Annotated in this window: 20 protein-coding genes; 15 read left to right on the top strand and 5 right to left on the bottom strand. The window is 54.5% G+C overall.

Going from position 1 to position 23,325, the window contains the following annotated elements; all coding sequences use genetic code 11:
* Window positions 1–198 precede the first annotated feature (198 nt).
* The 4 genes from MUU47_RS03135 (at window position 199) to MUU47_RS03120 (ending at window position 4,293) form a co-directional block, all read left to right on the top strand.
* Window positions 199–1,533, top strand: coding sequence for a PTS sugar transporter subunit IIC (locus MUU47_RS03135; RefSeq protein WP_258986688.1), 1,335 nt, complete (start codon window positions 199–201; stop codon window positions 1,531–1,533).
* A gap of 7 nt (window positions 1,534–1,540) precedes the next feature.
* Window positions 1,541–2,968, top strand: a complete 1,428-nt coding sequence (locus tag MUU47_RS03130) for a glycoside hydrolase family 1 protein (RefSeq protein WP_258986687.1) — start codon at window positions 1,541–1,543, stop codon at window positions 2,966–2,968.
* Between the two features lie 102 nt (window positions 2,969–3,070).
* A complete protein-coding gene (locus MUU47_RS03125) occupies window positions 3,071–3,844 on the top strand; it encodes a GntR family transcriptional regulator (protein ID WP_258986715.1) in 774 nt (257 codons plus the stop codon).
* Window positions 3,841–4,293, top strand: coding sequence for a GNAT family N-acetyltransferase (locus MUU47_RS03120; RefSeq protein WP_159758394.1), 453 nt, complete (start codon window positions 3,841–3,843; stop codon window positions 4,291–4,293). Before MUU47_RS03125 ends, MUU47_RS03120 begins: the two co-directional genes overlap by 4 nt.
* Here MUU47_RS03120 and galR read toward each other — a convergent pair.
* Complete coding sequence (gene galR, locus MUU47_RS03115) at window positions 4,281–5,297, bottom strand: HTH-type transcriptional regulator GalR (RefSeq protein ID WP_159773796.1); 1,017 nt, start codon at window positions 5,295–5,297, stop codon at window positions 4,281–4,283. The two genes, MUU47_RS03120 and galR, sit on opposite strands and share 13 nt — an antisense overlap.
* A gap of 622 nt (window positions 5,298–5,919) precedes the next feature.
* Here galR and aas point away from each other — a divergent pair.
* Window positions 5,920–8,079 carry a bifunctional acyl-ACP--phospholipid O-acyltransferase/long-chain-fatty-acid--ACP ligase gene (aas, locus tag MUU47_RS03110; protein WP_258986686.1) on the top strand — a complete coding sequence of 720 codons (2,160 nt, stop codon included), beginning with the start codon at window positions 5,920–5,922 and terminating at the stop codon, window positions 8,077–8,079.
* On the top strand, window positions 8,072–9,265 hold the full coding sequence (gene lplT / locus MUU47_RS03105) for a lysophospholipid transporter LplT (protein WP_258986685.1): 1,194 nt from the start codon (window positions 8,072–8,074) through the stop codon (window positions 9,263–9,265). The genes aas and lplT overlap by 8 nt, the downstream gene beginning before the upstream one ends.
* Before the next feature lie 54 nt (window positions 9,266–9,319).
* Here lplT and MUU47_RS03100 read toward each other — a convergent pair whose 3' ends face one another.
* The 4 genes from MUU47_RS03100 to mutH form a co-directional block, all read right to left on the bottom strand.
* Window positions 9,320–10,360, bottom strand: coding sequence for an NADP(H)-dependent aldo-keto reductase (locus tag MUU47_RS03100; RefSeq protein WP_258986684.1), 1,041 nt, complete (start codon window positions 10,358–10,360; stop codon window positions 9,320–9,322).
* A 279-nt stretch (window positions 10,361–10,639) separates the two neighbouring features.
* A complete protein-coding gene (locus MUU47_RS03095) occupies window positions 10,640–10,858 on the bottom strand; it encodes a YgdI/YgdR family lipoprotein (protein ID WP_110511502.1) in 219 nt (72 codons plus the stop codon).
* Between the two features lie 127 nt (window positions 10,859–10,985).
* Entirely contained in the window at window positions 10,986–11,696 is a 711-nt protein-coding gene (locus MUU47_RS03090) for a TerC family protein (protein WP_258986682.1), read from the bottom strand.
* A 68-nt stretch (window positions 11,697–11,764) separates the two neighbouring features.
* Window positions 11,765–12,451 carry a DNA mismatch repair endonuclease MutH gene (mutH, locus tag MUU47_RS03085; protein WP_258986680.1) on the bottom strand — a complete coding sequence of 229 codons (687 nt, stop codon included), beginning with the start codon at window positions 12,449–12,451 and terminating at the stop codon, window positions 11,765–11,767.
* 684 nt (window positions 12,452–13,135) lie between these two features.
* Here mutH and rppH point away from each other — a divergent pair.
* From rppH to recC, 9 genes are all read left to right on the top strand, one after another.
* Window positions 13,136–13,669: an RNA pyrophosphohydrolase gene (gene rppH / locus MUU47_RS03080; protein ID WP_159758619.1), complete on the top strand. Its 534-nt coding sequence runs from the start codon at window positions 13,136–13,138 to the stop codon at window positions 13,667–13,669.
* A 12-nt stretch (window positions 13,670–13,681) separates the two neighbouring features.
* The gene (gene ptsP / locus MUU47_RS03075) at window positions 13,682–15,928 is read left to right on the top strand and encodes a phosphoenolpyruvate--protein phosphotransferase (protein ID WP_159773784.1); all 2,247 of its coding nucleotides are present in this window, start codon (window positions 13,682–13,684) and stop codon (window positions 15,926–15,928) included.
* Window positions 15,929–16,108: 180 nt separating this feature from the next.
* Entirely contained in the window at window positions 16,109–16,984 is an 876-nt protein-coding gene (gene lgt, locus MUU47_RS03070; RefSeq protein ID WP_258986679.1) for a prolipoprotein diacylglyceryl transferase, read from the top strand.
* Between the two features lie 6 nt (window positions 16,985–16,990).
* Window positions 16,991–17,785 (top strand): thymidylate synthase, encoded by a 795-nt coding sequence (gene thyA / locus MUU47_RS03065; RefSeq protein ID WP_258986676.1) that lies wholly within the window; start codon window positions 16,991–16,993, stop codon window positions 17,783–17,785.
* Window positions 17,786–17,948: 163 nt separating this feature from the next.
* A complete protein-coding gene (locus tag MUU47_RS03060; protein WP_258986673.1) occupies window positions 17,949–18,419 on the top strand; it encodes a prepilin peptidase-dependent protein in 471 nt (156 codons plus the stop codon).
* Entirely contained in the window at window positions 18,410–18,967 is a 558-nt protein-coding gene (locus tag MUU47_RS03055; protein WP_258986671.1) for a prepilin peptidase-dependent protein, read from the top strand. The genes MUU47_RS03060 and MUU47_RS03055 overlap by 10 nt, the downstream gene beginning before the upstream one ends.
* Window positions 18,968–18,981: 14 nt before the next feature.
* Complete coding sequence (locus tag MUU47_RS03050) at window positions 18,982–19,371, top strand: DUF2509 family protein (protein ID WP_258986669.1); 390 nt, start codon at window positions 18,982–18,984, stop codon at window positions 19,369–19,371.
* Window positions 19,356–19,676, top strand: a complete 321-nt coding sequence (locus MUU47_RS03045; protein WP_258986666.1) for a prepilin-type N-terminal cleavage/methylation domain-containing protein — start codon at window positions 19,356–19,358, stop codon at window positions 19,674–19,676. Before MUU47_RS03050 ends, MUU47_RS03045 begins: the two co-directional genes overlap by 16 nt.
* Window positions 19,677–19,705: 29 nt before the next feature.
* Window positions 19,706–23,074 (top strand): exodeoxyribonuclease V subunit gamma, encoded by a 3,369-nt coding sequence (gene recC, locus MUU47_RS03040; RefSeq protein WP_258986664.1) that lies wholly within the window; start codon window positions 19,706–19,708, stop codon window positions 23,072–23,074.
* Window positions 23,075–23,325 lie beyond the last annotated feature (251 nt).

Raw genomic sequence — 23,325 nt, 5'->3', positions numbered from 1 at the left:
CAGCGTTTAGCTGAAATACCCCTGCAAAAACTACGTGGTATGCCAATGTGATGAATTGGTATTTATTTGGAATGCCACATTGCTCTGTGAGACTTCAGTCACAGAACTTTGTCCGACACCTCGCTATTTTTGGTATGCCAAATGGACCAAGGCTGTAAACCCATTTTGATAAAAGCCCACATTTGAGGTATCACCTTTATGGCATTTCAGGAAAAGCTCATCGATTCTCTGGGAAGTTTCGCCACAAAATTCAATAGCTACCGCTATATCATGGCGATCAAATCTTCCTTTATAACCCTCATGCCGGTGATCATCGTCGGCGCCTTTTCAGTACTGATTTCCAACATGGTGCTGGACCCAAAAAACGGTCTCGCCAGCTTCCAGTCCCTGTCATTCCTGGCGGCTCTCAAGCCGATAACCGGGGCTATCAACTACGCCACGCTTAACTTTCTTAACATCGGCGCGGTGTTTTTAATCGGCATCGAACTGGGTCGCATCAACGGCATTAAAACGTTGTTCCCCGGCCTGCTGGCGGTGATTTGCTTTATCTGCGTGACGCCGACCACGGTAGAAATGATGGTCGACGGGCAAATGCATGAAGTGAAAGACGTTCTGCTGCGCCAGTTCTCTGACACCCGCAGCCTGTTCCTCGGCATGTTCATTGCGATTCTGTCGGTTGAAATCTACTGCTGGCTGGAAAAGCGCCCGGGCCTGAAGATCAAAATGCCGGATACCGTGCCGCCGAACGTCTCGGCCTCGTTTTCCGCGCTGATCCCGTCGATCATCACCACCACCGTGATTGCGACTTTCGGCTTCGTGTTCCATCAACTGACCGGTATGTATCTTTATGATGCGGTGTATCAGGTGGTGCAGCAGCCGCTTGAGCGCGTGGTGCAAAGCCTGCCAGGCATTCTGCTGCTGATGTTTGTCGCCCAGCTGTTTTGGGTGATCGGCATTCACGGAAACCAGATGATCAAGCCTATCCGCGAGCCGCTTTTGTTAGGGGCGATCACCGTCAACATGAGCGCCTTCGAACAGGGCAAAGAGGTGCCAAACATCATCACCATGCCGTTCTGGGATGTGTACATGAGCATCGGCGGCTCTGGCCTGACGATTGGCCTGCTGGTTGCGGTGATGATTGCCAGCAAGCGCAAAGAGATGAAAGAAATTGCCAAGCTGTCGATTGGCCCTGGCCTGTTCAACATTAACGAACCGGTGATTTTCGGCATGCCGATTATGCTCAACCCGATTCTGGCGATCCCGTTCATCATCACCCCACTGGTAACCGGCTCCATCGGCTACTTCGCGACCGCCACTGGGTTTGCCGGGAAAGCCGTCGTGATGGTGCCATGGACCACGCCGCCGCTGATCAACGCCTGGTTGTCTACCGCCGGTTCCATGGGCGCGGTGATCACCCAGCTAATCTGTATCGTTACCGCCATCATCATTTATCTGCCATTTGTGAAAATCGCCTCCCGCCGTGCCGAGCAGGCGCAGTTACAGGCGCAGCAACAGGCCACCGAGAACGCATGAGGACGCTATGAGTCAGAAAACGATCACGATTCCACAGGATTTCATTCTCGGCGCTGCGGCTTCCGCATGGCAAACGGAAGGCTGGAGCGGTAAAAAAGAGGGGCAGGATTCCTGGCCTGATCTCTGGTACAAAAATGACAGGCACGTCTGGCACGACGGTTACGGCCCGGCGGTTGCCACTGATTTCATCAACCGTTTTCGCGAAGATGTGGCGTTAATGAAACAGGCGGGGCTGACCCACTATCGCACCTCGATTAACTGGTCGCGCTTCCTCACCGATTACGAAAACGTCACCGTTGATGAAGAGTACGCTGCCTATTACGACGCGCTGTTTGATGAGCTGAACGCCAACGGCATCACGCCGATGATTTGCCTCGAACACTACGAGCTACCGGGCTATTTGCTGGAAACCTACGGCGGCTGGGCGTCGAAAAAAGTGGTCGACCTTTTCGTGGGCTACGTCGAGAAAGTCTTCGAACGCTATCACCATAAAGTGACGCGTTGGTTCACCTTCAACGAACCGATCGTGGTGCAGACCCGGGTCTATCTCGACGCGCTGCGCTGGCCGTACGAGCAAAATACCGGCACCTGGATGCAGTGGAATCACCACAAAGTGTTGGCGACGGCGCGGGTGGTGAAACTGTTCCGTGAGAAAGGCTATCGTGGCAGCGTAGGCTGTATTCTGAATCCGGAAGTGACGTATCCACGTTCGCGAGCGGTGCACGATGTGCGGGCCGCTGAGCGCTATGACCTTTTCTACAACCGGGTGTTTCTCGACCCGATGGTGAAAGGCGAGTATCCGCCTGAACTGCTCACGCTGCTGGAACAGCACCATGTGGCGTGGGAGCACACTGAGGAAGAGCTGGAGATTATCCGCACTAACACCGTCGACGAGCTGGGGATAAACCTCTATTACCCGCATCGTGTCAAAGCACCGTCGCGCGCGTGGCATCCGGAAACCCCATTCCATCCGGCCTATTACTACGAGCCATTTGAGCTGCCGGGGCGGCGGATGAACAAATCACGCGGCTGGGAAATCTACCCACAAATCGTGTACGACATGGCGATGCGCATCAAAAATGAGTACCGCAATATTCCGTGGTTCGTGGCGGAAAGTGGAATGGGCATTGAAAACGAAGGTCAGTTCCGCAACAGTGATGGCGTGATTGAAGACGACTACCGCATCAATTTCATCAGCGAACACCTCTGGCAGACACTGCGGGCAAAACAGGACGGTGCCAACTGTCACGGCTACATGCTGTGGGCGTTTACCGACAACGTTTCACCAATGAATGCCTTCAAAAACCGCTATGGTCTGATTGAAATTGACCTTGCCAATAACCGGGCACGGCGTGCGAAAAAATCAGCGAGCTGGTTCCGCAGGCTGCGTGATTCCCGATCGCTCACGCTAAATATCGACGATGAACTGAAATAGCGGCGCTCCTGCAGTTGCATGAATTTTGCTACTATAGCCGCCGGTCAGACCGCCCGGAGCGGCGGTCTGTGCATCCACCCGCAAGCAGACACAGGTGATATTGTGGAAAAGGCCGTTGTTCCGCCGGAAAAAAAACCTTACCAGGAAATTGGTGAAGATTTGCGTGCCCAGATTATGCAGGGCCTTTACCCGGTGGGTTCCCGGTTGCCGCCCGAGCGTAACATTGCGGAAAAGTATGGCGTCAGCCGGACTATCGTGCGTGAAGCGTTGCTGATGCTGGAGCTGCAGGGAACCGTTGATATTCGCCAGGGGTCGGGCGTGTACGTAATGCGTATTCCGCAGGAAAATGACAGCGAAGAAGAGCAGATGCTGAACAGCGACGTCGGGCCGTTTGAGATTTTGCAAGCGCGTCAGCTTCTTGAAAGCAACATTGCGGCCTTCGCCGCGAAAATGGCCACCCGGGCTGACATCGACAATCTCAAGCGTATTATCGAGCAGGAACAGCGCGCGATTGCGGCTAATGACACCACCCAAGACAACAGTAAAATGTTCCACTTGGTGCTGGCTGGCGCGACGCAAAACCAGATGCTACTGACCACCGTTGAGAAAATCTGGCTGCAAATGGACAGCAGCCCGCTGTGGCAGCAGTTTAACGCCCACATTGCCAGCCGTGTCTACCGCCTGAAGTGGCTCGGTGACAGGCAAACCATTCTGGCGGCGCTGCGCCGTCGCGACGTAATGGGCGCCTGGCAGGCAACCTGGCAGCACCTCGAGAACGTGAAAAACAGCCTGTTGGAGCTGTCTGACGAGGATGCGCCCGATTTCGACGGCTATCTGTTTGAATCTGTACCCATTTTTCAGGGGAAATTGATGTGAAAGTCCAGCCGCTGCATGACGTACCGCAGCACAGCCGCCAGGTCATCGACTGGCTCTGGCAGGCGTTTGGTGGCGTGGCAATGCCGCGCGAGTTTTTCGCCAGTATCATTGAGCACAGTCAGACGCCCGACGCGCTGCCGCTCACCTTTGTGCTAACCGACGGCGACACGCTGTTGGCGACGGTGGGTTTATGGCGCTGCGACCTGATTAGCCGTCAGGATCTTTTCCCGTGGATGGCGGCGCTGTACGTCGATGAATCGGTGCGAGGGCAGGGCATTGCGGGCAGGTTGCAGTCACATGTGATTGATTACGCGCGCGGAAAAGGCTATTCGCAGCTGCATCTTTATTCGGCGTGTCGTGATTTCTACGAGCGTTTTGGCTGGCAGTACATCGGTGATGGCATTGAGTATCCGGCCACCACCGTGCATCTGTATCGCTACGAGCTTTGAGTTTCCACCGGTGAAATCACTGAATGACGGCGCACCAGCGTCGGGCTGAACAGGTGGGTGATTTCCGGCAGCGGGCGTTTATCGGCCAGCGCCAGCGCCAGTTCTGCGGCCTGAGTCGCCATGGTGACGATCGGATAGCGCACGGTGGTCAGGCGCGGGCGCACGTAGCGTGAAATCAGCACGTCATCGAACCCAATCAGTGAAATTTCCCCCGGTACGTCAATGCCGTTATCATTCAGCACGCCCATCGCCCCTGCGGCCATCGAGTCGTTATAGCAGGCGACAGCGGTAAAGTTTTTGCCGCGGCCCAGCAGTTCGGTCATCGCCTGTTCGCCGCCGCTTTCATCCGGCTCGCCGAACGTCACCAGCCGCTCATTGCACGGTAAACCGCTCTCTTTCAGCGCATCGTAATAGCCCTGCAAACGATCTTCGGCGTCGGAAATAGCGTGGTTCGAACAGAGATAGCCAATTCGGGTATGACCTTGTTGGATCAAATGACGGGTGGCGAGCCAGGCGCCGTAACGATCGTCGAGCGCCACGCAGCGTTTTTCGAAACCGGGCACGATCCGGTTGATCAACACCATGCCTGGGATCTGTTTCATCAGTCCAATCAGTTCTTCATCGGGCAGTACTTTGGCATGTACAACCAGCGCCGCGCAGCGATGGCGAATCAATTGCTCTATGGCCTGGCGCTCTTTTTTCTCGTTATGGTAGCCATTGCCAATTAACAGGAAATTACCGGTGTGATACGCCACCTGTTCAACGGCTTTGACCATCGCACCAAAGAAAGGATCGGACACATCGCCCACCACCAGACCGACGGTTTCCGTCGACTGCTGCGCCAGCGCGCGTGCGTTAGCGTTTGGATGATAGCTGAGCGTTTCCATGGCGGAAAATACTGCCTGACGTGAGGCATCGCTGGCTTTGGGAGAGTTATTGATAACCCGGGAAACGGTGGCAACAGAAACACCTGCCATCCGGGCCACATCCTTTATTGTCGCCATAACATGCCTTTTAAGAGGGAAAACGGTTACACCTGTTCAGTGTTACGGAAAACCCAGTGTTGTTCAAGGCTAAGCGCGGCTCGTCTGCTGCAAATGTGATGCGAAAGGGCGTATGGCGTGAAAAGTTACACAGCACGTCACTGGCAATTGAAAATGGAAAAGATGAATCCAAACCTTTAGTTACACTTTGCGATTAGCTGTTGCGATTGATCGCTGGAGGATTCATCAATCTGATTGATACTCTGATTATCCCAGAGGTATTGATAGGTGAAGTCGACCCTTAGGGGAAGGCCACTTGATTACACCAACCTGCGCAGATGCGCAGGTTTTTTTTGCCCTAAATTTCATATCTGTAACAGTAACCGACGATCGTAACACATCGTTGCACTTCGGCTCATTCCTTTGCGTTTTCCCGGTGGCGAGCTTTGCGTGCAAAAGCCACAATCAAAGTCCCAGAGGTATTGATTGGTGAGAATTTTTTAGTACGATTTTCGTACTTCTCTACTTGCACCGACCTGCGCAGATGCGCAGGTTTTTTTTACCCAAAATTCACCCCCCTCCTGCTTTCCTGCCGCATCTCATGTACCCTGCAAAAAGTGATTTTTTGCAAAATGGAGTTGATATGCTGTTGGGCTTTTTTCGATTTCTTTTCAGAGTGATGTTTCGGGTCAAAGTCACAGGAAATGCGGCCGCTTTGCGTCAGCCGAAAGTGCTTATCACGCCGAACCATGTCTCTTTTATTGACGGCATTTTACTGGCGCTGTTTTTACCCGTGCGCCCGGTGTTTGCGGTCTATAGCTCTATCAGTCAGAAGTGGTTTATGCGCTGGCTGGCGCCGCTCATTGATTTTGTGCCGCTGGACCCGACTAAACCGATGTCCATCAAGCATCTGGTGCGTCTGGTTGAGCAAGGGCGCCCGGTGGTGATTTTCCCGGAAGGGCGTATTTCCATTACCGGTTCGCTGATGAAAATCTACGACGGTGCGGCCTTTGTGGCAGCGAAGTCGCAGGCGGTGGTGGTCCCGATTCGTATTGAAGGCGCGGAGCTGACGTTTGCCAGCCGACTGAAAGGCCTGGTGAAACGCCGCTTCTTCCCGCAAATCCAGCTGCATATTTTGCCCCCGACGTCACTGCCGATGCCGGAAGCGCCGCGCGCACGCGATCGCCGAAAAATCGCCGGGGAAATGCTGCATCAAATCATGATGGAAGCCCGCATGGCGGTGCGTCCGCGTGAAACGCTGTATGAAGCGCTGCTTACTGCCCAGCATCGCTATGGCGACAGAAAACAGTGTATTGAAGACATCAATTTTCAGCCGGATAACTACCGAAAACTGCTGACCAAAACGCTGTTCGTGGCACGTATGCTGGAAAAATACAGCGCTAAGGGCGAGAAAATTGGCCTGATGTTACCGAATGCCGGGATCAGCGCAGCGGTGATTTTCGGGGCTATTGCTCGCGGGCGTATCCCGGCAATGATGAACTACACCGCTGGCATCAAAGGGTTTTCCAGCGCGATTACCGCAGCAGAAATAAAAACCATATTTACCTCTCGCACCTTCCTCGAGAAAGGCAAGCTATGGCACCTGCCGGAACAGTTGACCCAGGTGCGTTGGGTATTTCTGGAAGATTTAAAAGGCGACGTGACGCTGACCGACAAGCTGTGGATTTTCGGCCATCTGCTGGCCCCGCATCTTGCGCAGGTAAAGCAGCAACCGGAAGACGCGGCGATGGTGCTCTTCACCTCGGGTTCAGAAGGTCATCCGAAGGGCGTGGTACACAGTCATAAAAGCATTCTGGCCAACGTCGAGCAGATTAAAACCATCGCTGACTTCACTGCCCGAGACCGCTTTATGTCGGCGCTGCCGCTGTTCCACTCTTTCGGCCTGACCGTGGGGTTGTTTACGCCACTGCTGACCGGGGCGGAAGTGTTCCTGTACCCGAGCCCGTTGCATTATCGCATTGTGCCGGAGCTGGTCTACGATCGTAACTGTACGGTGCTATTCGGAACGTCTACGTTCCTTGGTCACTACGCGCGTTTTGCCAATCCGTATGATTTCCATAAAGTGCGTTACGTGGTCGCAGGTGCCGAAAAGCTCCAGGACAGCACGAAGCAAATCTGGCAGGACAAATTTGGCCTGCGCATTCTGGAAGGCTACGGCGTAACCGAATGCGCACCGGTGGTGTCGATCAACGTGCCAATGGCGGCAAAACCGGGCACCGTGGGCCGTATTCTACCGGGTATGGATGCGCGACTGCTGGCGGTGCCAGGCATTGAGGAAGGCGGGCGTTTGCAGTTGAAGGGGCCGAATATCATGAACGGCTATCTGCGAGTGGAAAACCCCGGCGTACTGGAACAGCCGACGGCAGAAAACCACAACGGCGAACTGGAAAATGGCTGGTATGACACCGGCGATGTCGTGCTGTTTGACGAGCAGGGCTACGTGAAAATTCAGGGCCGTGCCAAACGCTTCGCGAAAATCGCCGGAGAAATGGTATCGCTGGAAATGGTCGAGCAGCTCGCGCTGGCAGTATCGCCAGACAAGCTTCACGCCACGGTGATAAAGCAAGATGCGAGCAAAGGTGAAGCGCTGGTGCTGTTTACTACCGACGCAGAACTGACGCGTGACAAACTGCAGCAGCAGGCACGGGCCAGCGGAATACCGGAACTTGCGGTACCGCGTGATATCCGCTGCCTTAAACAGTTACCGCTTCTCGGCAGCGGCAAACCCGATTTTGTCGCCCTTAAAGAGCAGGTTGATCAGGTGGAAAAACCGAATGAGTGAGTCAGTGCACACTAACACTTCACTACGCTCGAAAGGAATGATGGCGGTGCTCTGCGCCCAGTTCCTGTCGGCCTTTGGCGATAACGCGCTGCTGTTCGCCACCCTGGCGCTGATGAAGGAGCAATTCTACCCGGACTGGAGCCAGCCGATTCTGCAAATGGTGTTTGTGGGCGCTTACATTCTTTTCGCGCCGTTTGTCGGGCAGTTTGCCGACAGCTTCCCGAAGGGCCGGGTGATGATGGTTGCCAACGGTATGAAACTGATCGGCGCGGCGTCTATCTGCGTGGGTGTAAACCCGTTTATCGGCTACACGCTGGTGGGCGTGGGTGCGGCAGCCTATTCACCAGCGAAATACGGCATTCTTGGCGAGCTCACCACCGGTGACAAATTGGTTAAAGCTAACGGGATGATGGAATCTTCGACCATCGCCGCGATTTTACTGGGCTCAGTCGCGGGGGGCGTGCTGGCCGACTGGCACGTGCTGGCGGCGCTGGGCGTGTGTGCGCTGGTTTACGCTGGCGCGGTGGTCGCCAACCTGTTCATCACTCGCTTACCGGCGGCGAGAAGCGGGCAGTCCTGGCGTTTCAATGCCATGACCGGCAGTTTCTTCTCGGCCTGTAAAACGCTGTGGCACAGCTCTGAAACCCGCTTTTCGCTGGTGGGCACCAGCCTGTTCTGGGGCGCGGGCGTCACGCTGCGTTTCTTGCTGGTGCTATGGGTACCGGCTGCGTTGGGGATAACCGACAATGCGACGCCGACGTACCTGAATGCAATGGTCGCCGTTGGGATTGTGGTCGGTGCGGGGGCCGCGGCTAGGCTGGTGACGCTGGAAACCGTGGCGCGCTGTATGCCTGCGGGCGTTTTGATTGGTATTGCGGTGGTGATTTTTGCGCTACAGCACGCGCTGCTACCGGCTTACGTTCTGCTGTTGCTGCTGGGGGTCTGCGGTGGCTTCTTCGTGGTGCCGCTGAATGCATTGTTGCAGGAGCGCGGGAAACACACGGTCGGCGCGGGTAATGCGATTGCGGTGCAAAACCTCGGTGAAAACAGCGCGATGCTGATTATGCTCGGTCTTTACTCGCTGGCGGTAATGGTGGGAATTCCGGTGGTTGGCGTTGGGATTGGTTTCGGTACGCTGTTCGCGGTCGCGATTATCGTGCTGTGGGCCTGGAAAGGTAAGGTGTAGCTCCTCTCCCTGATACCCTCTCCCGTCGGAAGGGGGTATCAGACCACACAATGATTACGGTGCCGGGTAGGTATAGACCTTATGCACCGCTTCAATTTCTGCCAGAACCTCTTCGCTCAACTCAAGGTGCAGGCTTTCCACGTTGGTTTTCAGCTGCTCCATGGTGGTCGCACCCAGCAGCGTGCTGGCGACGAACGGCTGACGACGCACGAAGGCTAACGCCATCTGAGCCGGATCGAGGTTATGACGTTTCGCGATATCCACATACGCCGCTACCGCTTTCTGTGACTGCTCGCTGCTGTAACGCGTAAAACGGCTGAACAACGTGTTTCGCGCGCCAGCCGGTTTCGCACCGTTCAAGTATTTGCCGGTCAGCGTACCGAAAGCCAGACAGGAATAGGCCAGCAACTCCACCCCTTCATACTGACTCACTTCTGCCAGCGCCACTTCATAGCTGCGGTTCAGCAGGCTGTACGGGTTCTGAATCGTGACGATGCGCGGCAGGTCATGTTTATCGGCGAGGTGCAGATAGCGCATCACGCCAAACGCGGTTTCGTTAGAGACGCCGATGTAACGGATTTTGCCCGCACGCTGGAATTCGGTCAGTGCTTCGAGAGTTTCCAGCAGGGTGATAACCGGCTGTGATTCCGTCCACTCGTAGCCAAGCTTACCGAAGCAGTTGGTCGCACGTTGAGGCCAGTGCACCTGATACAGGTCGAGATAGTCGGTTTGCAGACGAGTCAGGCTGTTGTGTAGCGCATCGCGAATATTTTTGCGATCGAGCGCCTGGTTCGGGCGAATGCCGCTGTCGTTATTGCGCGTTGGGCCGCTAACTTTTGAAGCCAGCACCAGTTTTTCACGGTTGCCGTGTTTCGCCAGCCAGTTGCCGACGTAGGTTTCGGTCAGGCCCTGCGTTTCCGGGCGCGGTGGTACGGGATACATCTCTGCGACGTCAATCAGGTTAATGCCCTGAGCAACGGCGTAATCGAGCTGTGTATGGGCGTCGGCTTCGCTGTTCTGTTCACCAAACGTCATAGTGCCCAGCCCAAGAGTACTGATTTCCAGTGAGCTGTGGGGGATACGGTGATAGTGCATAGCCGTCTTCCTTTTTCTATATCAACAACGTCATATCAAAAACGTCAGGAAGGGCGCAACAGGCGCCCAGACAAAAGAATATATACCCGTCATCCTTCAAGCTGCATCTTTGTTGGCTACGTTCACTCGCCCGAATCACTTAGGTTACTCAGTTCATCGGGACTCATTCTCTTGTCGCCGTGATGCAACTCGAATTATTTTGGGTATAAACATGGCAGATGCGAGGAAAAAGCGGAAGTAAAAAATCAAAAAAGGCCAGACGAGCTGACCTGTTTTCTTTTAGCGCTTAATGATTTGAGAAACATCATCACGGTTGATCTGCATGCTGTTACCTTGCTGATCTTCGTAACTGATAAGGCCGGTGTCGTCATCCACTTCCGGTTTTCCATCCGTCAGAATCATTCGGCCATCTTTCGTTGCCATCACGTAGTCACTGCTGCAACCGGAAACGGCAAATGCCAGTCCCACGGCAGAAATTAAAACTGCCCATTTTTTCATCATTATTACCCCTTATATGACCGCAACTCATACCATTCTAGATATAACCCGGTAAGGAGTAAGTAAAAAGCAGTAAAATCTTAAAAAGATTGCGGGACAGCCCTCATTTTGAAGGCTCCCCTTGAATTTAAAGCGGATTTTTTTTATTTCGCAGTAAATTGAGGCTCTCCACGGCAATGGAGAAAAACATCGCGAAATAGATATACCCCTTCGGCACATGAATAGAAAAACTTTCCAGCATTAATGTAAAGCCGACCAGGATAAGGAATGCCAGCGCCAGCATCTTGACCGACGGATGCCTGTCGACAAATTCGCCAATCGGACGCGCGGCAAACATCATCACGCCCACGGCAATCACCACCGCGGCCATCATAATGAACAGATGATCGGACAGACCCACCGCCGTAATCACCGAATCAAGGCTGAAGATAATGTCGAGCAGCATGATTTGAACGATAGCCCCGAAGAAAGAGTGGACGTTGGTTTTCAGCCCTTCTTCTTCGCCTTCAATCGATTCGTGGATCTCTTTGCTCGCTTTCCAGATAAGGAACAGGCCGCCAGCCAGTAGAATCAGATCGCGGGCTGAAAACGCATGGTCGAAAAGCGTAAACAGCGGATTGGTCAGCCTGACGACCCAGGCGATTGACGCCAGCAGGGCCAGTCGCATCATCATCGCCGCAAACAGACCGATTCGGCGCGCGTGATTGCGCTGAGCCGTCGGCAGTTTAGCCACTACCAGAGAGAGAAAAATAATATTATCGATGCCCAGAACGATCTCAAGGATCGTCAACGTCCCAAGCGCCATCCACGCGTTAGGATCGGTTACCCATGCAAACATTGTAAATCCTGCCAAAAACGAAAAGCGCAATTATAAGCCACGGAGGGCCTTACCCCAAACGAATCGTGTCAGAGTAGAAAATGCTGGGCCAGAAGGGCGGCGGTGAAGTTCTTCTTCAGATAAAAACCTCGTGGGAGGGTAAGAATAGGCTCGCCGTGTGTGCCGATGGCTTCCGTCAAGGCTTTACTGTTGGCCGCTTTCGGACGTAGCTGCAGCACTTCGCCGTGGCGAGCGGTAATGCGTTCCACCTGACCGAGCACAATCAAATCCATCAGCTCTTCCCAGTCCATGCGCAGCTGATGCTCTTCTTCTACGCTCGGGCTCCACAGCAATGGCGCACCGACGTGGCGTTCAGCCAGCGGGATGGTGCGTTCGCCTTCGACCGGGATCCACAGCACGCGCTTGAGTTTATGCCGGACATGGCTGGTTTCCCAGGTGACACCGCTGTTGCCGGTCAGCGGGGCGACGCAGACAAACGTGGTTTCCAGCGGACGGCCGTTGCGGTCGACGGGGATCGTTTTCAGCTCGACGCCCAGCGCGGCGAAATCCTGCTCGGGTTTACTTCCTGCGCTGGCACCTAGCCAAATCTCAAGCAGCACACCAATCCAGCCTTTATCCCGCTTTAAATCGGGCGGAATGGGCAGGTTTGCCATCGCCGCCAATTCACCTAGCGAATAACCCGCCAGCTGCTGCGCCTGGGCTAAAAGCTCGGCTTCAGACTGAGGGGAATGACGCAGGGGAGACAGCAGGGACATAACGGCACGCCTTTGGTTGAAAAGTGAGCGGGGTTTATCCCCATTGTGGAAAGAGTTTACCCTTTTCTGAATAACTACGCCAATGTGATGATTTAATAGAGTTTTTTAATTAAAAAAAGCCAACATTTTTTGCGCTGCAAAATGTTTTCCCATTCTGGTCACTGACAATGAACAGGATCTTACACCCAGTTATCCACAGAAAAGTGGGATAACTGGGGAAAACCCTCACTACTGTTTCCATTTACAGGCTTGACGTGCGATGAAAATCCAATTTTCACACAAAAAGTGTTTAAGTTAGTGGCACAATCTGTGGATAAAAACGACGTTGCTCGATCTTTCATCAGTACAAGGATCACCTGTGTGATGATCATCACGTTATGGCATGTTTAATGAAAAGGAACTATTCTAAAATGATGAATAACATCATTTTATTTTAATTATGCAAAATGGTGTTTTTAAGACTATTCAAGGTTTTCCCATAGTAACTCGCGACTTCTTCACAACTCTATCCACAGAAAAAGTGAATAAAATGGTCCCGTGACGGTCCTATCTGTTTATAACTTTGATGATAGCTGTGAGTTATTCAATTGTTATCCGGTGTTATCGCCGCAAGAGAGTGGTTTACCGTTTCCAGCGAGTGTGAAACAATCATTCACATTGAAAATTGTTTTTAGAGGTAGTCCGGTGATTGATGACGATGGCTACCGCCCAAATGTTGGAATTGTAATCTGCAACCGCCTGGGTCAGGTAATGTGGGCCAGGCGTTACGGTCAACACTCCTGGCAATTCCCTCAAGGAGGGATAAACCCGGGCGAGTCCGCTGAGCAGGCGATGTACCGGGAATTGTTCGAAGAAGTTGGGTTAAGCCGTAAAGATGTGCGGATCCTGGCCTCTACCCGGAACTGGTTGCGTTACAAGTTACCGAAACGTTTGGTGCGTTGGGACACAAAGCCGGTTTGTATCGGCCAGAAACAAAAGTGGTTTCTCCTGCAGTTGATAGGCAACGATGCCGATATCAACATGCAAACCAGCAGTACCCCGGAATTCGATGGTTGGCGCTGGGTGAGTTATTGGTACCCGGTGCGTCAGGTGGTGTCGTTTAAACGCGATGTCTACCGTCGGGTGATGAAGGAGTTTGCAGGCGTTGTGCTGGCGCTGACGGAAAGTACCCCAAAACCGCAGAACACCGCCCCTGCTTATCGACGTAAAAGAGGTTAAGCCACGCACATTATGCTCACCCGGTTGCGAGAAATAGTCGAGAAAGTGGCCAGTGCGCCCCGTGTGAACGAGGCGCTCGATATTCTGGTAACGGATATCTGTCAGGCAATGGAAACCGAAGTCTGTTCGGTTTACCTCGCTGACCACGACAGGCGCTGCTATTACCTGATGGCTACGCGCGGGCTGAAAAAGCCACGCGGCCGAACGATTACACTCGCCTTTGATGAAGGTGTTGTTGGCCTGGTGGGACGCCTCGCGGAGCCCATTAACCTTGCGGATGCGCAGAAGCATCCGAGCTTCAAATACATTCCTTCCGTAAAAGAAGAAAAGTACCGTGCATTTCTTGGCGTGCCGATCATCCAGCGCCGCCAACTGCTTGGCGTGCTGGTGGTTCAGCAGCGCGAACTGCGTCAGTTCGACGAAAGTGAAGAATCCTTCCTCGTTACGCTTGCCACTCAAATGGCGGCGATCCTTTCTCAGTCTCAGCTCACGGCGCTGTTTGGTCAGTACCGTCAAACGCGCATTCGCGCGCTGGCGGCTGCATCCGGGGTGGCGATTGCTCAGGGCTGGATGGATTCTACACTGCCGTTGATGGAGCAGGTGTATGAAGCGTCAACGCTGGACACCGCGCTTGAGCGTGAGCGTCTGACCGGTGCGCTGGAAGAGGCGGCCGGCGAATTTCGTCGTTACAGCAAGCGTTTTGCGGCCGGGGCCCAGAAAGAAACCGCGGCTATCTTCGATCTCTATTCACACCTGTTATCAGACGCGCGACTGCGCAAAGAGCTGTTCGCTGAAGTGGACAAAGGCTCGGTGGCAGAATGGGCGGTCAAAACCATCATCGAAAAATTTGCTGCGCAGTTCGCGGCTCTCAGTGATGGCTATCTTAAAGAGCGTGCGGGCGATCTCAGGGCGCTGGGTCAGCGTCTGCTTTTCCATCTCGATGACTCCGTGCAGGGCCCAAACGCCTGGCCGGAGCGCTTCGTGCTGGTGGCTGATGAGCTTTCGGCGACCACACTTGCCGAAGTGCCGCAGGACAGACTGACGGGCGTCGTGGTGCGCGACGGCGCGGCGAACTCACACGCCGCCATTATGGTGCGCGCGCTGGGTATCCCGACGGTGATGGGCGCCGATATTCAGCCGTCGGTGCTGCATGGTCGAATGCTGGTGGTCGATGGCTATCGTGGTGAATTGCTGGTCGATCCCGAGCCGGTACTCCTGCAGGAATACCAACGGTTGGTGACCGAAGAAAACGAGCTCAGCCGAATCGCGGAAGATGACGTTGATCGTCCGGCACAGCTGAAAAGCGGCGAACGCGTGAAGGTAATGCTGAATGCCGGTTTAAGCCCAGAGCACGAAGAAAAGCTCGGTAGCCGCATCGACGGCATCGGGCTCTATCGCACTGAAATCCCGTTCATGCTGCAAAGCGGTTTCCCGTCAGAAGAAGAGCAGGTGGCCCAGTATCAGGGCATGTTGCAAATGTTCAACGACAAACCGGTGACACTGCGAACGCTGGACGTCGGGGCCGACAAACAACTGCCGTACATGCCCATCAGCGAAGAAAACCCATGCCTCGGTTGGCGTGGGATCCGCATCACGCTCGATCAGCCGGAGATCTTCCTGGTTCAGGTTCGCGCGATGCTGCGTGCCAATGCCGCGACGGGTAACCTCAGCATTTTGCTGCCGATGGTCACCAGTATTGATGAAGTCGATGAAGCAAAACGCCTGATTGAACGTGCCGGACGCGAAGTGGAAGAGATGATCGGCTACGAGATCCCGAAACCGCGGATCGGCGTGATGCTGGAAGTGCCATCGATGGTATTCATGTTGCCGCATCTGACTCGTCGCGTTGATTTCATCTCCGTGGGAACCAACGATCTGACGCAATATTTATTGGCAGTCGACAGGAACAATACCCGTGTAGCCAGCATGTACGATAGCCTGCACCCGGCGTTGCTTCGCGCACTGTCGATGATTGCTCAGGACGCCGAGCGCCTCGACATCGACTTGCGCGTATGCGGCGAAATGGCAGGCGACCCGATGTGCGTGACTATCCTGATTGGCCTGGGTTTCCGCCATCTGTCGATGAACGGACGCTCGGTGGCTCGCGTGAAATACCTACTGCGCCACATCGAACTTGAAGATGCGAAAAACCTGGCACAGCGTAGCCTGGATGCGCAACTCGCGACCGAAGTGCGCCATCAGGTAGCGGCATTCATGGAACGCCGGGGCCTTGGCGGCCTGATTCGCGGCGGCAGATAAACGTCAGCTTCCGGCGGCGTCTCTGCCTGCTGGACCGGTGTTTATACATATCTTTTACATCTTTCAGCGCCTCCCAGCAGACTGCCTTGTGCTATCATTCGCACCTTTGGGGCAGTCTTCAGGCTGCACGTCTCTACCGCTGACCACTTTCGGCGGAATAACAAGCACTTGTGGTGACAGATGAATAGTGGTTATCTGCATTTCCCGGAATTTGATCCGGTGATTTTTTCCATTGGACCGGTTGCGCTTCACTGGTACGGACTGATGTATCTCGTCGGCTTTATCTTCGCAATGTGGCTGGCGTCTCGCAGGGCGAACCGACCGGGCAGCGGCTGGACGAAGAATGAAGTTGAAAACCTGCTTTACGCCGGATTCCTCGGGGTATTCCTCGGCGGGCGTATCGGCTATGTCTTGTTCTACAACATGCCGGTGTTCCTCAGCGACCCGCTGTATCTGTTCCGTGTCTGGGATGGCGGCATGTCGTTCCACGGCGGCCTGATTGGCGTTATCGTCGTCATGATTGTCTTTGCCAGGCGCACGAAGCGCACCTTCTTCCAGGTCGCTGACTTTATTGCACCACTGATCCCGTTTGGTCTCGGCGCCGGTCGTCTGGGCAACTTCATCAACGGTGAACTGTGGGGCCGTGTTGACCCTTCCTTCCATTACACCATGCTGTTCCCGGGCTCCCGTGCGGAAGACCTGGCGTTACTGCCGTCGCATCCTGAGTGGCAGTCTCTGTTCGATCAGTACGGCGTGCTGCCGCGTCATGCGTCGCAGCTTTACGAACTGGCGCTGGAAGGCGTGGTGCTGTTTATCATCCTCAACCTGTTCATCCGCAAGCCGCGTCCGACGGGCTCTGTTTCAGGCCTGTTCCTGATTGGCTACGGTCTGTTCCGCATCATCGTCGAATTCTTCCGCCAGCCGGATTCGCAGTTTACTGGTGAGTGGGTGCAGTACATCAGCATGGGGCAGATCCTCTCCATTCCGATGGTTCTGGCGGGTATCGTTATGATGGTCTGGGCGTATCGTCATCGTCCACAGCAACAAGTCTCCTGAGGAAGCATGAAACAGTATCTTGAACTGATGCAGAAGGTGCTCGATGAGGGCACCCCAAAAAATGACCGAACCGGTACCGGCACGTTATCAATTTTCGGCCACCAGATGCGCTTCAACCTGCAGGATGGTTTCCCGCTGGTGACGACCAAGCGCTGTCATTTACGCTCCATCATCCATGAGCTGTTGTGGTTCCTGAAAGGTGACACTAACGTTGCGTATCTGCATGAAAACAATGTCTCCATCTGGGATGAATGGGCTGACGATCAGGGCAACCTGGGCCCGGTGTACGGTAAGCAATGGCGCGCATGGCCAACGCCAGACGGTCGCCATATTGACCAAATCACCACCGTCATCGAACAGCTGAAAAATGACCCCGACTCGCGTCGCATCATTGTGTCAGCCTGGAACGTCGGCGAGCTGGACAAAATGGCGCTGGCTCCGTGCCACGCGTTCTTCCAGTTCTACGTGGCAGACGGCAAGCTGTCATGCCAGCTGTATCAGCGTTCTTGCGATGTGTTCCTCGGCCTGCCGTTTAACATCGCAAGCTACGCGCTGTTGGTGCATATGGTGGCCCAGCAATGTGACCTCGAAGTCGGTGACTTCGTCTGGACCGGGGGCGACACGCACCTGTACAGCAATCACATGGACCAGACGCATCTGCAGCTGAGCCGTGAGCCTCGCGCGCTGCCGAAGCTGGTTATCAAACGTAAGCCGGCGTCTATCTTCGATTATCATTTCGATGATTTCGAGATTGAAGGCTACGACCCGCACCCCGGTATTAAAGCGCCAGTGGCGATTTAAATCACCTGAAATCAACCGGCCCGCGTGGCCGGTTTTCATTTTCTGAAGCACCCTTCCTGTTTGGCTGTAACCCGCTGCAATCCGATCAATTTCCCCTGAACCCTGCCCGTAAAACGCGGAGTCCACGTTCGCGTTGATTTACGTCCCGCAGCATATTGCGACCATGAAACGAGAACAGGGTTACACCCTTATTGAACTGCTGGTTGCGCTCTCGCTGATGATTATTCTCAGCGGCGGAGGGCTGTACGGCTGGCAGCGTTGGCAACAGCAGCAGCGTCTATGGCAAACCGCTGGGCAGGTCAGAGACTTTCTGGTCATGCTGCGTAACGATGCGAGCTGGCATCGTCGCGATCGCCTGCCTCGCCTACAACGCACGGAGCAAGGCTGGTGTCTGAATGCCCTGAGTGAAGAGGTGGCTAGCTGCACAGCGCAAAGCATTTTTGTATTACGCCCGCGGTGGCCGGAAGTGACACTCAGCGAGATGACGCCTGGCCTGGGTTTCTATGGCTTGCGAAACACCGCGTGGCCCGGGCATATCACGCTTAAAAGTAGTGCGGGAAGCTGGAGTTTAATTGTCTCCGGCTGGGGGCGCGTACGTTTGTGTCAGGGAGGAAGCGATAAATTATGTCAGTAAATCAGCAGGGTTTTTCGTTAGTTGAAGTCCTGATAGCCATGGCGATTGGTAGCATCCTGCTGCTTGCGACGGCGCGTTTCTTACCAGCACTGCAAATGGCCACTCTCCGGCAGACTCAGCAGCAGGTACTTGAAGAGGAAATCTGGCAGCGCCTGTTTACCGTATCCCGGCATATACAACGGGCCGGTTTTTGCCGGGGAGCCTGTAGTGGTGAAGCTGTGCTTATTGAAAACCAGTGCCTGCGGGTTCGCTGGGACAGCAATCTCAACGGCGTCTGGGAAGACGCCCCTGCTGCAAACTCTGACATAACGGGTTTCAGGCTAAACAATGGGGCTTTGGAAACGCTACGTGGCGCGACAGGTTGTAACGCTAAAGGGTGGGACAGGATGACCGATCCTGATTTCCTTATCGTCGATGAATTTAAAGTACAGCGACATAACATTAGCGGGTTTTCGCCTGAGTTTGACGTGACCCTTTCTGCACATCTGAAGAGCCGCCCTACAGTTCAGGTGAACGCCAGCCATAGCGTAACGGGGCACAATCTATGAACCGGGAAAAGGGAATGTCGTCACTCATGCTGGTGTTACTGATGCTTGTCCTCGGCAGCCTGATGCTACAGGGTATCAGCATTCAACATCAGGCCCGGTTGTCGCAGGGAAGTCTGGAAAAGCTGGTACTCCGCGACAGCATGGATGCTGAATCGCTGCTCGAGTGGGGGCGTGTGTTCACCTGGCCGCTGCTGCCGGTCGTGCAATGCCAGACCCTTTCGGGTTTCTCCGGACGAGTGTGCTTGCGGCTTTTCACCGATGGTACCGCGTTGTTGATTGCCAGTTGCAGGGAACAAACCCGGTGGCAAACGGCTACAGTCAACGGCAATTCTCTACTGTTCGACCGCAATGGCTGGAGTGATTTTTGTCCGCGCAAGGAGACCTTACAATGCCAGAACCCTTGAACCAACAGCAGGGATTTAGCCTGCCCGAAGTACTGTTGAGCGTGGTATTGATGATGATGGTGGTGGCGGCGCTATCAGGCTTGCACAACCAGCTTGCTGTCGGTGCTGCACAGTTGAGTCTGTATCGACAACTTTGGCGGGAAGGATGGAGCCACAGCCAGCTACATACCGCCGCAATACCCGAAGGCTGGCAGCTTAACCGTGTGCAGACAAGCCGCCAAAGATGTGTCAGCATCACGGTAACGATCATCACACCAGTGGGCCGGCAGGGGCAAATGTCTCGTCTTCACTGCCCACAAAGTTAATGGCTTAACCGCGAGCGTCAGGAGCGAATATGTTACGGGTCTACCACTCCAACCGTCTGGATGTGCTGGAAGCATTGATGGAGTTTATTGTTGAGCAGGACCGGCTTAACGACCCTTTCGAACCTGAAATGGTACTGGTGCAAAGTACCGGTATGGCTCAGTGGCTGCAGATGACGCTGTCAAAGCGTTTCGGCATCGCGGCCAACATTGATTTCCCGCTTCCCGCCAGCTTCATCTGGGACATGTTTGTTCGCGTTCTGCCAGAAATCCCTGAGCAAAGTGCCTTTAATAAACAAAGCATGAGCTGGAAACTGATGACGCTGCTGCCCGACATGCTTGAGCAGGCAGCGTTCACACCGTTACGCCAGTATTTGTCAGACGATAGCGACAAACGTAAGCTGTTCCAGCTGGCTTCTCGCGTAGCCGATCTCTATGACCAGTATCTGGTTTACCGCCCGGAATGGCTAACTCGCTGGGAAGCCGACGAGCGCATTGATGGCATTGATGATGCGCAGCTTTGGCAGGCTCCGCTGTGGAAAGCGCTGGTGGAACACACCGCCGCGTTGGGGCAGCCTCTCTGGCATCGTGCCAATCTGTATCAACGCTTCATCACCGCTCTGGAAAACAGCGAACAGCCACTCGTTGGCTTACCTTCCAGGGTGTTTATTTGTGGGATTTCAGCCCTGCCACCGGTCTATCTGCAGGCACTTCAGGCGCTGGGCAAGCATGTTGACGTGTATGTGCTGTTCACCAATCCATGTCGTTATTATTGGGGCGACATTAAAGATCCGGCGTTTCTGGCGAAGCTTTTGGCTCGTCAGCGTCGGCATCATCGTGAACAGCGCGAGCTGCCCTTATTCCGCGACAGCCATCAGGCCCCGACATTGTTTAATGCCGACGGCGAGCAGGATATCGGCAACCCGATACTGGCCTCATGGGGCAAGCTCGGCCGGGATTACATCTACCTGCTCGCCGGGCTGGAACGCTATCAGGAACTGGATGCCTTCGTCGATATAGAGCCGGATAACCTGCTGCACAATCTGCAATACGACATTCTGGAGTTACAGAACAATGCGGTCGCCGGGCGTACTGCGGAAGAATTTGCCCACAGTGATAGCAAGCGAACGCTGGATCCAGACGATCGCAGCCTGAGCATTCACGTCTGTCACAGCCCGCAGCGCGAAGTGGAAGTCCTGCACGATCGCTTGCTGGCGATGCTGGAAGAGAATAACGATCTTTCCCCGCGTGACATCATCGTGATGGTGTCTGACATTGACAGCTATAGCCCGTTTATTCAGGCCGTGTTCGGCAGCGCCAACGGTGATCGCTACGTGCCGTGGGCTATTTCTGACCGTCGGGCGCGTCAATCCCATCCGGCGCTACAGGCATTTATTACGCTGCTTTCGCTGCCTGACAGCCGATTCGTCAGTGAAGATGTTCTCGCCCTGTTGGATGTGCCTGTCCTGGCGGCTCGCTTTAATATCGATGAAGAGGGGCTGCGTTACCTGAGACTGTGGGTAAACGAGTCCGGCGTTCGCTGGGGTATGGACGACGATAACGTCCGTGAGTGGGATCTACCGCCGACGGGCCAGCACACCTGGCGCTTTGGCCTGACGCGCATGCTGCTCGGCTACGCCATGGAAAGCAGTCAGGGCGAGTGGCAGTCAATTTTGCCGTACGATGAGTCCAGTGGATTAATCGCCGAACTGGTTGGTCATCTGGCGTCGTTGCTGATGAAACTGAACCAGTGGCGCCTGCGCCTGACGCAAGAGCGGGCACTCACCGACTGGCTGCCTGTCTGCCGTGAAATGCTCAACGATTTCTTCCTGCCGGACCCGGATACCGAAGCTGCGCTGGCGCTGATTGAACAGCAGTGGCAGGGCATTATCGAGCAGGGTCTGGAATCTCACTATGGTGAAACCGTTCCGCTGTCTCTGCTGCGTGACGAGCTGGCGCAGCGCCTCGATCAGGAGCGTATCAGCCAGCGTTTCCTCGCAGGCCCGGTGAACATCTGTACCCTGATGCCAATGCGTTCTATTCCGTTCAAGGTGGTTTGTCTACTGGGCATGAACGACGGCATTTATCCACGCGCACTTGCGCCACTGGGTTTTGATTTGATGAGTCAGAAACCGGTACGAGGCGATCGTAGCCGCCGGGATGATGACCGCTATCTGTTCCTGGAAGCGCTGATGTCCGCCGAGCAAAAACTGTATATCAGCTATATCGGCCGGTCTATTCAGGATAACAGCGAGCGCTATCCGTCAGTGTTGGTGCAGGAGCTGGTCGATTACATCGGCCAGAGCCACTGCCTGCGGGGCGACGAAATGCTCAACTGTGATGAAAGCGAGCAGAGGGTGAAAACCCATATTCTCCATCAGCACAGTCGAATGCCGTTTGATGCCGTCAACTTCATGCCGGGCGAGAAGCAAAGCTACGCCCACGAATGGCTAAAAGCAGCGAGCCTGGAAGGCGAGGCGCACGGCGAATTTATCCAGCCTTTACCGCCAGTGGCGATTGAGACGCTGCCTTTCGAACAGCTCCAGCGTTTCTGGCTGCACCCTGTACGGGCGTTTTTCCAGATGCGCCTGCAGGTGAATTTCCGTATTGAAGAGAACGAAATTCCTGAAACGGAGCCGTTCACCCTCGAAGGCTTGTCACGCTATCAGCTGAATCAGCAACTGGTGAATACGCTGGTGGAAGAGCAGGACGCCAGCCTGATGTTCCGTCGTTTTCGTGCCGGGGGCGAACTGCCGTACGGCGCGTTTGGCGAAATTGCCTGGGACGACCAATGTCAGGAGATGCAGGCGTTGGCCGACCGGGTAAGTGCCCAGCGAAAGCCCGGGAAAAGTCTGGAAATTGATCTGCACTGTGACGGGATCAATATCACTGGCTGGCTACCGCAGGTACAGTCAGACGGCCTGCTGCGTTGGCGTCCGTCCTTGCAGAACGTCTCGCAGGGGATGCAACTTTGGCTTGAGCATCTTGTCTACTGCGCCAGTGGAGGAGACGGTGAAAGCCGCCTGTTACTGCGTAAAGAAGGTGAGTGGCGCTTCCCACCGCTGGCCGCGCAGGAGGCGATGAAATATTTGTCTGAGCTGGTGGCGGGTTATCGTGAAGGTCTGTCTCAGCCACTGCTGTTCCTCCCTGAAAGTGGGGGGGCATGGCTGAAAGCCTGTTATGACAGCGAAAATAATGTCATTTTATGGGATGAAGAAATACAACAGAAAGCGCGCAGTAAGTTCATGCAAGCCTGGGAAGGCAGTATGGTAATTCGCGGGGAAGGGGCCGATGTCTGGTACCAGCGCCTGTGGCGAACCCTTGAACCTGAAAGCGTTGAAGCGATTATCACGCAGGCAGAACGTTACCTGCAGCCAGTTTTTCGTTTCCATCAGTCATAGTCGTTGTATAAAAATTGCACAGGTGTCGGGATTCCATTATCATGCGCAACGTGTCACGGACTGAGGTTTATACTCGTTATACTTCAAGCTGCATGTGCGTTGGCTACACCTGTTCACCCCAGTCACTTACCTGAGTAAGCTCCCGGGGACTCACAGGTTTGCCGTCTTCCTGCAACTTGAATTATTTAGAGTTTACAAGTGAGGCTGCCATTCAGAGCAGCACAGAAGTTTGTTAATGATGAGGTCCGTGA

This window comes from Scandinavium hiltneri (assembly GCF_024764835.1).
Classification (GTDB): Bacteria; Pseudomonadota; Gammaproteobacteria; order Enterobacterales; family Enterobacteriaceae; genus Scandinavium; species Scandinavium hiltneri.
The sequence above is the reverse complement of the archived record's forward strand: the minus strand, read 5'-3'. Positions and strand labels throughout refer to the sequence as shown.

Bases quoted from the DNA above. Each gene is read 5' to 3' on its own strand.
- MUU47_RS03135 (WP_258986688.1), top strand. From the start codon at position 199: ATGGCATTTCAGGAAAAGCTCATCGATTCTCTGGGAAGTTTCGCCACA.
- MUU47_RS03130 (WP_258986687.1), top strand. From the start codon at position 1,541: ATGAGTCAGAAAACGATCACGATTCCACAGGATTTCATTCTCGGCGCT.
- galR (WP_159773796.1), bottom strand. From the start codon at position 5,297: ATGGCGACAATAAAGGATGTGGCCCGGATGGCAGGTGTTTCTGTTGCC.
- aas (WP_258986686.1), top strand. From the start codon at position 5,920: ATGCTGTTGGGCTTTTTTCGATTTCTTTTCAGAGTGATGTTTCGGGTC.
- lplT (WP_258986685.1), top strand. From the start codon at position 8,072: ATGAGTGAGTCAGTGCACACTAACACTTCACTACGCTCGAAAGGAATG.
- MUU47_RS03100 (WP_258986684.1), bottom strand. From the start codon at position 10,360: ATGCACTATCACCGTATCCCCCACAGCTCACTGGAAATCAGTACTCTT.
- MUU47_RS03095 (WP_110511502.1), bottom strand. From the start codon at position 10,858: ATGAAAAAATGGGCAGTTTTAATTTCTGCCGTGGGACTGGCATTTGCC.
- MUU47_RS03090 (WP_258986682.1), bottom strand. From the start codon at position 11,696: ATGTTTGCATGGGTAACCGATCCTAACGCGTGGATGGCGCTTGGGACG.
- mutH (WP_258986680.1), bottom strand. From the start codon at position 12,451: ATGTCCCTGCTGTCTCCCCTGCGTCATTCCCCTCAGTCTGAAGCCGAG.
- ptsP (WP_159773784.1), top strand. From the start codon at position 13,682: ATGCTCACCCGGTTGCGAGAAATAGTCGAGAAAGTGGCCAGTGCGCCC.
- lgt (WP_258986679.1), top strand. From the start codon at position 16,109: ATGAATAGTGGTTATCTGCATTTCCCGGAATTTGATCCGGTGATTTTT.
- thyA (WP_258986676.1), top strand. From the start codon at position 16,991: ATGAAACAGTATCTTGAACTGATGCAGAAGGTGCTCGATGAGGGCACC.
- MUU47_RS03060 (WP_258986673.1), top strand. From the start codon at position 17,949: ATGAAACGAGAACAGGGTTACACCCTTATTGAACTGCTGGTTGCGCTC.
- MUU47_RS03055 (WP_258986671.1), top strand. From the start codon at position 18,410: ATGTCAGTAAATCAGCAGGGTTTTTCGTTAGTTGAAGTCCTGATAGCC.
- MUU47_RS03050 (WP_258986669.1), top strand. From the start codon at position 18,982: ATGTCGTCACTCATGCTGGTGTTACTGATGCTTGTCCTCGGCAGCCTG.
- MUU47_RS03045 (WP_258986666.1), top strand. From the start codon at position 19,356: ATGCCAGAACCCTTGAACCAACAGCAGGGATTTAGCCTGCCCGAAGTA.
- recC (WP_258986664.1), top strand. From the start codon at position 19,706: ATGTTACGGGTCTACCACTCCAACCGTCTGGATGTGCTGGAAGCATTG.